The sequence below is a fragment of the Actinomycetospora cinnamomea genome (assembly GCF_003096675.1).
In the GTDB taxonomy this organism is placed as follows: domain Bacteria; phylum Actinomycetota; class Actinomycetes; order Mycobacteriales; family Pseudonocardiaceae; genus Actinomycetospora; species Actinomycetospora cinnamomea.
Genome location: NZ_QEKW01000009.1, coordinates 107,776 through 121,452, shown reverse-complemented (window position 1 = coordinate 121,452; position 13,677 = coordinate 107,776). Strand labels below are relative to the sequence as shown.

Annotated in this window: 11 protein-coding genes; 4 read left to right on the top strand and 7 right to left on the bottom strand. The window is 61.7% G+C overall.

Annotated features, from left to right (window positions below; genetic code table 11):
- Positions 1–264: 264 nt before the first annotated feature.
- Together istB and istA are read right to left on the bottom strand one after the other, a co-directional pair.
- Positions 265–1,098: an IS21-like element helper ATPase IstB gene (gene istB / locus C8D89_RS17745; RefSeq protein ID WP_207787286.1), complete on the bottom strand. Its 834-nt coding sequence runs from the start codon at positions 1,096–1,098 to the stop codon at positions 265–267.
- Positions 1,095–2,186 carry an IS21 family transposase gene (gene istA / locus C8D89_RS17740; protein WP_207787285.1) on the bottom strand — a complete coding sequence of 364 codons (1,092 nt, stop codon included), beginning with the start codon at positions 2,184–2,186 and terminating at the stop codon, positions 1,095–1,097. Before istA ends, istB begins: the two co-directional genes overlap by 4 nt.
- A gap of 899 nt (positions 2,187–3,085) precedes the next feature.
- On the opposite strand from istA, the gene C8D89_RS31165 reads away from it, so the two are divergent.
- Positions 3,086–3,790: an acyl carrier protein gene (locus C8D89_RS31165; protein WP_116709534.1), complete on the top strand. Its 705-nt coding sequence runs from the start codon at positions 3,086–3,088 to the stop codon at positions 3,788–3,790.
- Positions 3,791–4,378: 588 nt separating this feature from the next.
- Here the strand turns inward: C8D89_RS31165 and C8D89_RS17725 are convergent.
- A complete protein-coding gene (locus C8D89_RS17725; RefSeq protein ID WP_165825772.1) occupies positions 4,379–5,104 on the bottom strand; it encodes an SDR family NAD(P)-dependent oxidoreductase in 726 nt (241 codons plus the stop codon).
- Between the two features lie 155 nt (positions 5,105–5,259).
- Between C8D89_RS17725 and C8D89_RS17720 the strand changes: the two genes are divergently transcribed.
- Together C8D89_RS17720 and C8D89_RS28770 are read left to right on the top strand one after the other, a co-directional pair.
- Positions 5,260–6,204, top strand: coding sequence for a 2-hydroxyacid dehydrogenase (locus C8D89_RS17720; RefSeq protein ID WP_116709456.1), 945 nt, complete (start codon positions 5,260–5,262; stop codon positions 6,202–6,204).
- A 4-nt stretch (positions 6,205–6,208) separates the two neighbouring features.
- The gene (locus C8D89_RS28770; RefSeq protein WP_165825771.1) at positions 6,209–7,339 is read left to right on the top strand and encodes a PLP-dependent aminotransferase family protein; all 1,131 of its coding nucleotides are present in this window, start codon (positions 6,209–6,211) and stop codon (positions 7,337–7,339) included.
- Here C8D89_RS28770 and C8D89_RS17715 read toward each other — a convergent pair.
- The 3 genes from C8D89_RS17715 to C8D89_RS31160 all read right to left on the bottom strand — a co-directional run bounded on the left by C8D89_RS17715 (position 7,302) and on the right by C8D89_RS31160 (position 12,156).
- Positions 7,302–8,105, bottom strand: a complete 804-nt coding sequence (locus tag C8D89_RS17715) for an aminotransferase class I/II-fold pyridoxal phosphate-dependent enzyme (RefSeq protein ID WP_243418214.1) — start codon at positions 8,103–8,105, stop codon at positions 7,302–7,304. The two genes, C8D89_RS28770 and C8D89_RS17715, sit on opposite strands and share 38 nt — an antisense overlap.
- A 290-nt stretch (positions 8,106–8,395) precedes the next feature.
- Complete coding sequence (locus C8D89_RS17710; RefSeq protein WP_133251949.1) at positions 8,396–9,703, bottom strand: methyltransferase domain-containing protein; 1,308 nt, start codon at positions 9,701–9,703, stop codon at positions 8,396–8,398.
- Between the two features lie 89 nt (positions 9,704–9,792).
- The gene (locus C8D89_RS31160) at positions 9,793–12,156 is read right to left on the bottom strand and encodes a tetratricopeptide repeat protein (RefSeq protein ID WP_133251948.1); all 2,364 of its coding nucleotides are present in this window, start codon (positions 12,154–12,156) and stop codon (positions 9,793–9,795) included.
- On the opposite strand from C8D89_RS31160, the gene speB reads away from it, so the two are divergent.
- The gene (speB, locus tag C8D89_RS17690; protein WP_116709453.1) at positions 12,148–13,257 is read left to right on the top strand and encodes an agmatinase; all 1,110 of its coding nucleotides are present in this window, start codon (positions 12,148–12,150) and stop codon (positions 13,255–13,257) included. The genes C8D89_RS31160 and speB overlap by 9 nt on opposite strands.
- Positions 13,258–13,373: 116 nt before the next feature.
- Here speB and C8D89_RS17685 read toward each other — a convergent pair whose 3' ends face one another.
- A complete protein-coding gene (locus C8D89_RS17685) occupies positions 13,374–13,565 on the bottom strand; it encodes a hypothetical protein (protein ID WP_116709452.1) in 192 nt (63 codons plus the stop codon).
- Between the last annotated feature and the right edge of the window lie 112 nt (positions 13,566–13,677).

Genomic DNA, 13,677 nt, shown 5'->3' with positions numbered 1-13,677 from the left:
GCGCTGACCGCTCGGCACCGGACGCCTTCGCGCCGCGGCAACGGACCGTCGCCCGTTCCAGCCTCCCGGACAGCCGCCCGAGCGATGCACGTCGACGAGGCGCGAACACGGCCCGGAGCCCACCCGGACGCCGACGCTCAAGGAGGAACACCATGCAGTAGCTCATCGACGAGGTCTCGGCTACTACGGCTGTGGGTCTGGACTCGGTCACCGGCACGGCGTTACATGGATCAGGTCATCTGTGCTCTCTGTCGGAGGACGGGCTCACGTGTCGGTCGGGGGACGACCTGACGTGTCGGTGGCCAGCGCGGGGTGACTATGGCACGGCGGCTGCCGCAGGGGTGAGGGTTCGGTCCTTGAGCCGATAGCTGGGGCCGTTGATGGCGACGACGTCGCAGTGGTGGAGCAGCCGGTCGAGGATGGCGGTGGCCCAACGTCGTCGGTGAAGACCTGGCCCCACTCGGAGAAGGCCTTGTTGCTGGTCAGGATGATCGTTCCGCGTTCGTAGCGGCGGCTGACCAGCTGGAAGACCATGTTCGCGGCGGCCCGGTCGCAGGGCAGGTAGCCGACCTCGTCGAGGACGAGGACCGAGGGCCGTAGGTAGGTCTGGAGCTTCTTGGCGAACCGTCCGGCGGCTTCGGCGGCGCGGAGCTGGCGGACGCAGTCATCCAGGGTGGTGAAGTAGATCGAGTAGCCGGCCTGGCAGGCCGCGACCGCCAGCGCGACCGCGATATGGGTCTTGCCGGTGCCTGGTGGGCCGAGCAGGGCGACGTTGCTCGCGGTGGCGCTGCTGTGTCGGGGCAGGAACGGCAGGGCCGCGAGGTCGCGGACCTTGCGGGGGTCGAGGTCGGGTTGGAAGGCGAAGTCGAACTCGTCGAGGGTCTTGTGATGCGGCAGCCCGGAGAGCTTCAGGGCGGTGCGCAGGCGGCGTCCTTCGCGCAGGCCGAGTTCTTCGCCGAGGAGCAGGTCGACGAACTCGCGGTAGCCCATGGTGTCGGCCTCGGCGCGGTCGACGAGGGTCTCGAGGTGCTCGGCGAGATGCGGGAGCCCGAGCCGGGTGGCGTGGTCGTGGATGCGGGTGGTGACCAATTCGGTCATGCCGCACCGACCAACGTCTCGGGCAGCGTCGCGGTGGTGTCGAGGTCCGCGACCGGTGTCGGTGTTGGTGGGGTGAGGCCGGCGACGACGTCGTAGTCGGCCAGCGGCCGGTGGACGACCTCGACGGCGAACCCGGGCCTGGCCTCGGTGCGGACCGCCGGTGCCCGGTGGGTGTCCTCGACCGCGACGCTGGTGTCGATCGGGGGCTCGGGGTCGATGGTGGTGGCGCGGGTGTGGCCGTCGGGCAGCTCGGCCCAGTGCGCCGGGTCCACGACGCGCTGAGCTTTGGTGCTGGCGTGTGGGTGGCGGGCGAGCTCGATCGCGGTGCCGGTGGGACTGTCAACGGGTAGCCGACGGATGACCAGCTCGGTGGCCTCAAGGCGCACCTCGACGCGCTGCCCGGCACGGGTGACCCGGCCGTCGCCGGCGCGGGCGGCCACCGAGTAGCTGGAGCCTTCGAAGGAGATCATCGAGTCCCGCCCGACGCGACGCAGGTGCGACTCGGCGACCAGCAACGGGAACGCCGGCAACGCCGCGAGGGCGGCGTGATCAGCCCCGGCGCGGTGACCGATGACCTGCCCGTGGGTGCGATGGACCTGGCCACGCCGGATCGGCACCCACGCCGCGAAGGCGGCGTCGAGCTCGGCCAGCGTGCCGAACTCCCGGCCGGCCAGGACATGGTCGCGGATGATGGCGACCTGCCGCTCCACGCGGCCCTTGCCGGTAGGGCGGTAGGCGGCGAGCACGTCGATAGCGAACCCGTAGTGGGCGGCGAACGCGGCGGCCTGCGGGTGCAGCGGCACCGCCTGGCGGGGGGCGACGTGGCGGCGCACGACGGTCTTGGTGCGGTCGTAGACGATCGTCGCGGGGACCCCGCCGAAGTGGGCGAACGCGCGGCGGTGACAGTCGAAGAACGTCGCCAGGTCCTGGGAGTGGGTGAAGCAGACGAACGGGTCCCGGGAGTAGGACAGCGTCATGTGGAACGAGTAGACCTTCCGCGGCTCACCGGCCGCGGCCAGCAGGGCGCCTTCGTCGCCCCAGTCGACCTGAGCCTGGGCGCCGGCGACGGTCTCGAACCGGCGGTGCACGCTGGCGGACGCTCACTCGGGTCGGCCTCGAGCTCGAGGCGCTCGCGGGCTTCGCGGACGTAGTTCTTGATCCGCTGGTAGTGCCCGGTGAACCCCGTAGTCGGCCAGCAGCCGCTCGTGGATCACCGAGGCCCGCAGCCGCGGCTCGGTCTCAAGCCAGGTGTCGATCACCTCGACAAACGGGTCCACCAACCGCGGCTGGGTCCCGGCCCGCGACGGCGCCCGCGGCGGACCCGCCGGCGCGTCCGGCGAGAGATACTTCCGTGCGGTGCGCCAATCGCAGCCGGCCTCGGCCGCGATCTCGGTCCACGTCGCCCCCGCCGCGCGTAGCGGGGCGAACCTCCTGATGTCCATCCATGCCTCCACAGGCAGGATCACGGGCGACCCCCTCCGGGCTGGTCTGTTTGGCGGCTGACAAGCCCGGAGGGTGGTCCCTCCCTGAGATGAGCAATCGGTCCGACGCGCCGGACCAACGACATGTCAGGTCGTACCTACAGCGACACGTGAGCCCGTCCCCGGACACTCTCCACCCCTGAACGGGGCGGAGCCACAACCGCCTGCCCCGCCGGGCCGTGCTCTCCCCGAACAAAGTGTCGCGACCTCCGGGACCCGCGAGAGGAGCAGATGATGGACGAACGCCCCGCCTGCGCGGCCACGTGGAGCTCGACGGCCGCGAGCTGCGCTCCGACGACGGGCGCCGGTTGATCTCCGCGATCGACGCCCTAGCCGCCGCCCAGACGCGCGTCTCGGCCCCGTCGCTGACCTGTCACTGCAGAGCGACCGCGAGCTCGTGGTCGGAGCCGGCTACGGTCCCGTCACTTCCCGGTCTTCGCGCCCGGTGCACGAGCTCGTGCGCGCCGCTGCCGGCCGGCGCCCCACGCCGTCGCACTGCTTGCCGCATGACACGGGCTCTCCTACGCGACGCTGGCCAGCGCGGCCTCCGTGATCGCCCGGCAGCTCCTCGCCGCGGGTTGGCGCTCCCGACTTCCCCGCTCGGTGGACGCGCTGGCACGGTCCGGCCGCACCCATCCCGACCCGCGGGGAGTCCCCGGGCGACGGTGCCCAGGCGCGCGCTCGACGAGGCAACCGACGGCGTCAGGGCCGCAAGGGCCGAGGTTCTGGGCCGAGCCGACGTGGGCCCTGCCGACACGCTCGGCGACCTGGGCGGGGACTCCCTCGCTGCCACTCGGGTGGCAGCGCGAGTGCGGTCCCGCTGGGGCGACGACGTCCCGCTCCGGCGGCCGCTCAAGGCCAAACCCGTCGAGGACATGGTCGCGGCCGTGCGCGGCACGACCCAATTCTTTCCCGCGTCGGCGAGACGCCGCGACCGACTTTGCCGGCTCGGGGTCGAGCCCAGCGGGATACTCGACGAGCGGCGGTACCTGCTCTTCCAACCCGCCGACGCCGATACCCTGACCTGGGCGTGGCGAAGCGGCGTCGACTCAGTCGACTCCGCTGAGCTGTGGCTGCCCGCGGACCCGTTCGAACCGACCTTGCAGTCGACGAACCCGATCTCGACCCTGCCTGCGCTGCGCGCAGGGCTACCGCGCGGCTCGGAACTGCGCTCGGTCGACCCGCCAGGGTGCACGCCCTCCGCCCGATAATCGACGAGGTCCTCGGCCTGGCCGGTATCAATCTGGACTTCACCCGGGAGAAGTCGGCCTACCTCAGCCTAGCCGGCCTCTTGGACGCTCCACTGGACCCGTCGTCCCGGGTCGCCGTGGTGATCTCCGGATCTCGAAGCTTTCGAACGTTCCTCGACCCACCGGCCCGGTTTCAGAAGGCCATTTGATAGCCTCGAGCTTCAGGTCGGGACGCCGAGCACGCGCAGGGAGGCATTCCGGCAGCGCGACGGTAGCCGCCGCGGAACCGGGTGGTGGCGCTGGTGCCCTACTAATCCGGGCCGGCCAGCGAACGGGGTGCCCGGTCATGCGAACGCGGGCGCATCGTCATGCGGTCGCCCGGGTGTGCGAAGCACCATCGCGCCGGGGCAAATCACCTCGTCGATCGACCGACCAGCCTGGCAAACGCCTGGGGTCGATGGCGTGGGAGTGGGTCGCCCAGCGGCGACCGGCGTAGGCACGTGGTCAGCATGACCTTCCCCCGGCTTCGCGGACACCCACCTGAGGTGGCTCGGGCTGCCGGGGAGGCCGTGCTTGCGGAAGCCACCTTAATCCTGCCCAACGACGACTCTATTTGATCGTGAGCGACCATCCGCCATCAATAATCATGTTCACTCCCGTAACTGCCCGATTACTCGCAAGAAACAACACTGCGTCTGCAATCTCCGCCGGCTCTATCAGCCGACCAATCGGGACACCTTCTAACCACTTCTTCACCTGTTGGGGTTGAACGCCATCAAGATAGGCAGTTCGAACATAACCGGGAATTACGCAGTTCACACGGACCCGTGGTGCCAACGCTCGGGCTAGAGATGCCGTCAAAGATGAAACTCCTGCCTTTGCAGCGGAATACACAGCGCTGTCCGTCGTACCACGATTCTCTAGACCACGGATCGAACCAAGGTTGACGATGACCGCTTCGGCACTACCAACCGAACGCAAGAACTCCTGCGACGCGAATGCCGCGCTCCGCAGATTATTGTCGAGAAGCTCGTCCCACGCTTCCTCAGACCACCCGCCGAGCGGCAATCGAAGGTTCTGACCGGCACAATTGACTAGAATCTTCGGATCCGAAACGTCCCTGAAGAGCGCATGGGCGCCTGCGACGGTCGAGACATCGCTTTGCACAAAATACGAGTCGACCCTCCCCAGGTCCTTAACCGATTCCAAGGTGTCGAGACCGCCACTAGTGTCTGTTCGTGCGTTAACAACTACATCGTAACCCTCCGCTGCAAACGCTAGGCATATTGCTCGACCGATTCCAGTCGAGCCTCCGGTAACTATCGCAGTGGGCAAGGACAATCCCCAATCCCGTGATCGGCCACAATCGCGATTGAGGCCGTGTCTTACGCCCGCTACTTTCCCGGTTGATTCGCGCCGTATTTCGGAGTAGCGTAGCCCCTGTCCACCAAACCTACAAGGTAACCTGCGACAGCGAATCGGAGCCTCCCATGACGGACCCCGACCCTCACCCAGTCGCGATAATACAGCTACCGCCTGACAGAGTTTCGTCGCACCTGAAGCGATCGTTCGACGAACTCGTCCAATCAGCTTGGGTTGAGACGCTCGAGGAGTGCACGAACGAGCAAAAGAGCATCGCACGCATTCTCGTTGCAGCGAATGGAGATTTAGGCCGCAACTCACTCGTCCAACTGCCCAGCCTGAACCTCGTGGTATGTATCGGTACTGCGTACGACAATGTCGATCTCGACTACTGCAAAGAGAACGGCATCGTCGTCGCTAACACACCTGGCTATGCAGGACCGTCCGTAGCGGAACACGCGCTGGCCTTGATGATGTCGCTCAATCGCCGTGTATGTGAGATAAACTCTCACGTTCAGGCTGGTCATGTCGACACCACAGGGTTCATTGCTCGTGACCTGCGAGACAAGACGGCTGGCATTTTCGGCCTAGGAGATATTGGTGGTCGCATCGCTTCGATGGTAGACGCTATAGGCATGAAGGTGATCTTCACGAGCAGGCAAACGAAGACGTTCCCCGGTGCGCGTCAAGTCGATCGAGAAACCTTATTGAGGGAGTCAGACATCCTGTTCCTTTCGGCACCGTTAACGGACGATACTGCAGATCTAGTGAACCGACAAACGCTCAGCAGTATGAAGCCGTCCGCCCAAATCATCAACATCTCGGCCGACGAGCTAATCATCGGCGCGGACCTAGTCGCATCCATTAAGGCGGATCGCCTGGGCGGAGCAGCTCTTGACGTAATTGGGGACCCAGCAGTGTACCGAGGCCAACCCAAGATAATTCTCACGCACCTCAATGGGTGGTGGACGATCGAGTGTCAGGAACGCTGGGCTGAGACCTGGATGAGTTCCGTGCGAGCATACCTGACCCATGGCTCAGTCGGCGCCGTCAACGTGACGGCTGGTGATTAATCCTATGAGTGGTGAATCCGTCGGAGAACAGATTCTTCGTCTGCACCAACAGCTGGACCTCGACTGGCGCACTGTCGGCGAACACGCATTCATCTCCGGTTGGGATTCCGTGAATCCGTTCGCGGATCACTACGTGAGCGCCGGAGATGGAGCTCCTGTGTCGTCAAGTAGCAACTACACCATTCTGAGCGAGGCGAGCGCCCTGCTCGATGCCGTGTCAAGGTTTCACGAAGTGACCGATGGCCTCTCGTACAAGCGAGAAGCGATATATCCGACATCGGGCTCGAGTCCGCTGCTCTTCGCGTTCTTCCTCCGGCTTGCCAACATTGGCTGCCGTGAGGTCTACTACGCGCCACCAATCTACTACTCTTGCTTCTATTTCGCCCGAATGCTCGGAATCTCGCTCATACCCGTCACCGATGAACCCGCGCTGCCTGAATCCGCTCCGCTCCGTTTGCCGGATAAGAAGACAGTAATGCTATTCTGCGACCCTATCTGGGTATTCGGCGTTCCAGTTGCCGCAGAACACTTCGACGCGCTGAAGGTATGGCAGCAGCGAACCGAGTCGACGATTTTGGTTGACGGTACTTTCCAGTACTCCAAGTGGGATGAACGAGACAGGCAGGAGCAGAGTTCGTTGCTCGAACCTGAACTCACATTTCGTCTAGTCTGCCCAACCAAGAGTCTATCGGTACACGGTGTCCGATTTGCCTACATGCTACTGCCGCCGGACCAGAATGAATCGATTAGATACCCATGCTCCAACATCACGGGTTCGACACCTTCCAGTGCTGATGCGGCCGCTACCAGCCTCATGGAGCAACTTCTCACTGAGGAGTCGAATTACCGCCTCCTCCGATATGTGCAAAAGCGGTTCCGTCGATTGCAGGAAGAAGGTTTCCTACTCCCGGGGACTAGAGAGCCCATCGCTAGCTACTACTGCTTCGCAAAGCTTTCGCCGCGAGTCGCCAACGATACACTCAAGATGGACCAGAGGTTCTTCGGTATCAAAGGATGGGAGGACTTTGTTCGGGTGAATATATTGGCGCCCTATTGGGAAGACCTCATAGCTGATTCTACTCTCGATATAACTGATTCTACTCTTGATGGACCTGATCATATGCTGACAGGATAGTATCCAGGCGAGCTCGCGGCACGCCCAGAGGCAGCCGCAAGAAAGGATAGGAAACACCGCGATAATTGGCTGACGACGATACGACGACGTCGTGACGTAGCATCAAATCGTCTGCCAACTTCTCAGGATCCGTGCTGGCGAGGACCGGTAACGCAGCCTGCGTGCCCCCGTCAATCCTCAGCTCGGGGTAGTTACCTCGAGCAAGCCACCAATCTTGGACCTGAGATCGACCATCCGCGACCCTAGCGATCAGCTCGCTGTTTCCAGCATCTAGAAGATCGATTGCGGCCGCCTGACCGAGACCGTTGACTGCAATGCTCTCGTACTCTTGCCGTACTATCAGCTGACCAATCAGATCGCTATTTCCCACCAACCATCCAATCCGAATACCGGGTGCACCATAATTCTTCGACATCGAGTTGACGAAGGTCACGGAAGCGGGGGGCAGCCGACCGTAGTCCCGGACATCGAGCGACCTGGTAAAGCAGTACGAGTCGTATACGGAATCAATAACCACGGCGCTCGCCGTACGTTGCACGTCGGCGATGAGGGAACCAACATCATCCACGTGTAGAACGGCACCGGTAGGATTTTGAGGTGAGCAGAGATACACTACGGCCGTCGACTTCGGGTGTGCGTGAAGGAGGGTCGAAGCTTCATCGACGGACGCTAGGATGGGTCTCAGGTAGGATGATCGAATTAGATCGAATACGCTCCTCAGTACGGGTGCTTGACAGATTACAACCCTGTAGCCAATCCGATGCATATGCCTAAAGTACATACCCAAAGCATTGAATCCGCCGTTTGTTATAAGTATATTCTCGTCGCTGCACCAACCTTTCCCGAATGCGCGCTCACGACGCACCACACGCTTAATTAGATCCGGTGCACCCTGAGTAGATTCGTACAACCAAGGCCGATCGCGTGGCGTAGACAGAACCGGGAGCTTCGACCATTCAGGTACATTCTCGATGCCCATCACCCAGTCTACATCTGCGTGATCGCGAACGTATGCAAGCCTGCGTTGCAGCGGTGTCAGCTCCGGGACGATTGGGGTCATCGCGGCGTGAGGAGAGCGCCGAACTCGAAGCCGGTCGAGTCGACACTCGAATCGGTCGTCTTGATTCCTATCACCTCTAGTCCCGCTCGGTCAAAGAGTCCTTGCCAAAACTCTTTCGTTTCGAGACGTTGCTCAGTAAGTCGGTGTATAAGGAAGTATGGATTGTAATACGCTCGGGCAAGTCCATTCTTCATGTGCTCACCAACTCCCCGCGGTTCGACTTCGATGACAAGAACATGGGCGCCCGGAGAGTGAGCGGCAATCGCGCGGAGTACGTCAACCACCGCCTCCTCCCCACTCTGTTGAAGCATCTCTTGGAGAACGAAAGATGCTACGTAGCACGTCCCGCTGGCCTTGGTGCTGGAGTCTAGTGCTCGAATGTAGGACGCGGCGTCTGTGGCTAGGAACTGGACGTCTCCACCGGCACCAACATTGGAAGCATTTCTTCGAGCGGCCGCTATCGCGTTGGGGTCAGCATCGAGACCTACGCCCGACCGCACGCCCAATGAGCTCATCACCGACAACAGGAATGTGCCGTCTCCGCATCCAATATCGACAAAGCTCGACGGTCTTACGGCGGCCTCGGAGAGGAGGCCCTCCAGTAGAGGAATTGCATCATATTGGCTGATGCCACAACTGCCCTGGGCCACATCACGAACATTGCGTGCGCCGTATTGTTCACCATTAGCAAGAAGTTGTGAAAGCTGCGTCAACGTGACCCCATATCCGCCAATAAGCAGTCTATACCATGGTTCGAAGTGAACAATGTCCTGACCTTTCGAGGTGAACCCAATTCGACCTTCGGCGTCACGCTTCAGAAAGTCCTCGTTTTCGAGGTATACAATAAGAGCGTCAAGGCGATCACCGGCTAGGGCGCATATAGATGAGAGTTCCGCCGCCGTTCTTGAATCGTTTGAGAGTGCAGCGGCGACGCCGGAGTCGAAAAAGGCGTATAGCGCGAATGCGGTAAACGCCCGATTGATCGGCTCTAGCGCCGATACGAGTCTTGATTCAAAGTTGGGGCCGCTCCCCACTGGAAACATCCTTTCGAAGAACTCGATGTAGACTACCTCGATATCAACCAGGTCCAGTAACCGGTCGCGTAGCGCAGAAGCTCGCAACTCTTGCCTTGTGTAGATACGAATGAACGGGCGAGAAGTACCGTCCAGTTCCATCACACTGCCAGGAACAGACTGAACGACGATCTGGTCCCGAAAGTCTAGATCTGCGACCCGAAACTTGATCTCCTCGATGAGAGACTGACACTCCTCAAAACCCTGGCCGTGCATCTCAATCGTTGGCACTAGCACTAACTCCTTTCACGCGTACGGTGAGTGCAAGCGTATAGCCTATGCGCGTCTACCAGTGCCCGCTATCCTCAGGAACCTAAGTGCTACGAAGACCGCAAGCGCAGTCGTACGTTGTTGAGCAATCGACTGGACTCAAGCGTGTCTGGATGACTTCGACCTAGGACCCGGGTACGAGCTTCCAATACGCGTTCGTACTCCACTGCAGCCTCGCGTAGTCGGTCCTGCGCCTCCAACGTCCGGGCAAGACCAGCAAGGTTCGCAAGTGTCGTCGGATGATCAACACCGAGAATCTCGAATCGTGATCCGAGTATCTCTCGGTAGGTAGCCTCCGCTTCGGTCCAACGACCTTGGTCTGCGAGGCTCCTTGCCAGAGCGTCACGGCTTGCGAGAGTCGCGATGTGATCGTCACCGAGGGTGCGGCGCTCAGCCTCGAGGAGAGTTTCAAACAGTTGATTAGCCTCATGCCACTTGCGTTGTGCCGCGAGGGAACGAGCCAAGTGATGTCGCGTGGCTAGCGTCTCTACATGATCTATACCAAGTATTGCGGCCCGCTCCGTAGCGACTCCACGGCACAAGGCTTCGGCCTCGTTCCATCGGCCGCAGTGCGCCACCGCTCGGGCGAAGTCGTGCCGGCACGCTAGGCTCTCACGCTTATGTTCAGCTCCCAAATCCTCGAAGCGCCGAACTATGTCCTTGAACTCTAGTTCGCTCCCGCTCCAGTCACCTCGTCTGCCAAGCTGCAGGGCGGCTTGCTGTCGAAGCAGCAGGGTGCTTGGATTCTGCTCGCCAAGCGTGGCAGTCCACGGGATCGCCGATTCCGTGATAGTCGTGGCGGCATTCAGGCCGCCGCTCCAGTCGTACGACAGCGCAGTCGTCGCTGCCGCTTTGCACAAGAGTGTCAGGTCTTGATGGTTGAGGTGTGGTGCTACCGTCGACAGGGTGGCGTGAAGATGAGGGGTAAGTAGAGAGAACATTGGCCAGTCGGCTGGAGCGCTGAATTGAAGATGCGCAACTGCATCGACGATACATGAAGCTGCGGCTCGATATGCGAGTCTCGCACGCGACGTCTCGTGTTGAGATTCAAGGTGTGCTCGTCCAGCGTCAGCGATCGCGGGGTGTATCACCACGCAGGGCAAGCCGCCCGCCGGAGCCGACGACAAGAGGCCTAGGTGGAGTAACCCTGCTAGGGCATTCTCGATCTCGACATCGAAATTCGCTTGCGGTGCTGTGTCTGTCGGCAACAGGGATCGATCGAGGCTATTGAGTAGGTGCGCAGGAAATGGGGCGGCGGGCGCCATGCACGAGATAATTCGTAAGAGAGGGCGAGCGAGCTTAAGACCCCGTCGGGCGAGCTCGTCCAACGACACTTCCCACGTTTCCAAAACGTTATCCCTCGGATCATCGTGCGACGCGTTGCCAACGTCGAGGCCTGGCCGTAGATCATTGGCATCGTAAGCCGCCAGATACTCTCGGAAAGAGCTGAATCGCGCTAGTGGGTAAGTTAGGTACATTCCGACGACATGGAGCGCTAGTGGAAACCCACCCAACCGCGAAGCAAGAAGTGCCGCGTCGGTTGGAGGCCCAGCATCCGGCGCGAGATTCAACAGCACCTCTGTCGCCGCAGCCAAGTCGAGTGGGGGAACGTCACAAAGTGTCGCGTGGCGACCCCATGTTGAAGAATTGTTGTCACGTGTCGTGACAACTATTGAGCCAGCTTTGGAAGGTCTAAGCCAACCGGTCGCGTCGCCAGGGCGGCTATGCCGAGTTTGTCCCGGCCCCGCAAGAATTGACGGATCATCGGCGTTATCAAAGATGATCAGCCACCTTCCACAAGCTTGCAAGAGACCCCAGAAACGGTCGGGGCCGTCCGCGTCTCCATTGCTTACCGACAATGCGTCCGCAACGCTACCCCCTGCCTGCTTCACAACCGTCACAAGGCCAAGTGTCAAGGTCGTCTTGTCAGTCGCCGAGATCCACCAGATATGCTCAAACCGACGCCAGCGCTTTTCTGCCTCAACCCGGCACAGCTCCGTTGCGATTGTTGACTTGCCAATGCCGCCTGGCCCAGTCAGTACGATGTAGTTTGGCGATTGTCGTGAGTGGTCCCTGATAAAGGCTATAACCCTTTCGCGTCCAAGGACCTCTGGAGGAAGTCGGCCAGTCGGAACGGAGACGGAGCCGCCCGCGACCGAAGGGCTGGGTTGATTATTATGGCGCCTATGTTGTGATTGTCTACTTAGACGTACTTGAACTATGCCCGCAGCAAGTGCTCCGACTCCGGCGACAGAGCCGACGACGGTCCAAAGGAGCGTGTAGTCCACAATGGTAGCGTAGCGGCTCACCGCGTGATCCGCACCGCCGAACGTGCATGCTCTTTCACGCAATCGGCGCCCGTGCCACCAGTAGTCGGGATACGCCGGAGTCCGTATGCTGCCGGCATGGGTCATGAGGCGGAGCCAGAGCGTACCCAAGGTGCGCTCTTTCCTGACAACCAGCTTGTGCCGAAGGGCTGGAAGGAGCCAGCCGACGCATGGGAGTCCGGTCGCCGGCCCGGCCCTGTTCTCGTCAATCGCCCAAATGAACTTGCATCGGCCGGAATCCCGACCTTCATGAAGCTACCGCTCTGCTTGGAAGCAGCCGACCTGCGAGCCGGGCAAATTGACGTGGCGATCGGCGGGGCACCTTGGGATGGGACAACAACGGGAAAGAGCGGCGCGCAGTTGGGCCCTCGAGCTATACGCCAGGCTGACTACCTCGGCGGCTCTGCCACCTCGCTGTTCCACTTAGGGGCACAGATACGAACATTCGATGTAGTGAAGGTCGCCGACTTTGGCGACGCGGACATTCTTGTTGGGAATACCGTCGGAACTTACGAGAACATTCGATGGTTTGTCACGCAGATGCTGGATGGCGGTTCGATTCCCATAGTATTGGGTGGAGATCATGGAATAACGTGGCCGAGCGCCACTGCGGTGGCGGATCGATACGGTTACGGCAAAGTCGGAATTGTACACTTCGATGCTCACGCTGACACGACTCCGAATATGCGCGGCTCGCTAGCGAGTCATGGTACGCCAATGAGGAGGCTCATCGAGAGCGGTGCCATCCCCGGACCGAATTTTGTACAGGTCGGCCTCCGCGGGTACTATCCCGATGAAGAAGTGCTCGGTTGGATGTCGGCCCAGGGTATGCGCTCGCACTTCATGGTCGATATCCTGGATCAGGGTTTTGACGCTATCCTGGATCGGGCGGTAGAGCAGGCGTTAGGTCACGCCGACCATCTCTATATCTCGGTCGACATCGATGTCCTCGACCCGGCTTTTGCGCCGGGTACCGGAACGCCTGAGCCGGGGGGCCTCGGTAGTGCCGAGCTGCTAAGGGCTATCAGGCGCCTCTCGTCAGAGGTCGGCATGGTCGGCATGGACGTAGTAGAGGTAAGCCCGCCGTACGATTCGGGAAACGACATAACTGCACTCGTTGCCCATAGATGCGTGCTGGAGGCCATTACGGGACTGGCAATGAGGCGCCTTGGTTGTCAAACTGAGTAGCGGCCCCCATATCGTCCGCCAGCCAAGCCACAGGGTCGGCAGCTGCCGCACCCGCGTTAGGACGTTGGCCTCGGGCGCGGTAGGGCTTGCGACGCTCGCTGACTGGCACCGTACGATCATTGGGAGTCCTGCTGGCGCCCATCGGCCGTCAGCGGAGGCGACGAGTTGGTCGCGGTGCTGAGGCCGATCGTTTCAGCAACACGTCGACCGCCGGCGACGGTGTCGACCTTCGTCGCGACTTCGACGGCGGCGCGCCGCGCGGGAGTCAGCTCGGCCAACAAGTCGTCGAGGACCGCGCTCCCGGCCATCTGTTCGACCGTCCAGTGGGCATAGCCAGTGGCGTCAGTACCCGAAGGTCGGTTACCACCCTCGGTGGCCGACTACCTGCGGGGCTTGCCCGGTGTGCAGCAGCAAAGTGGA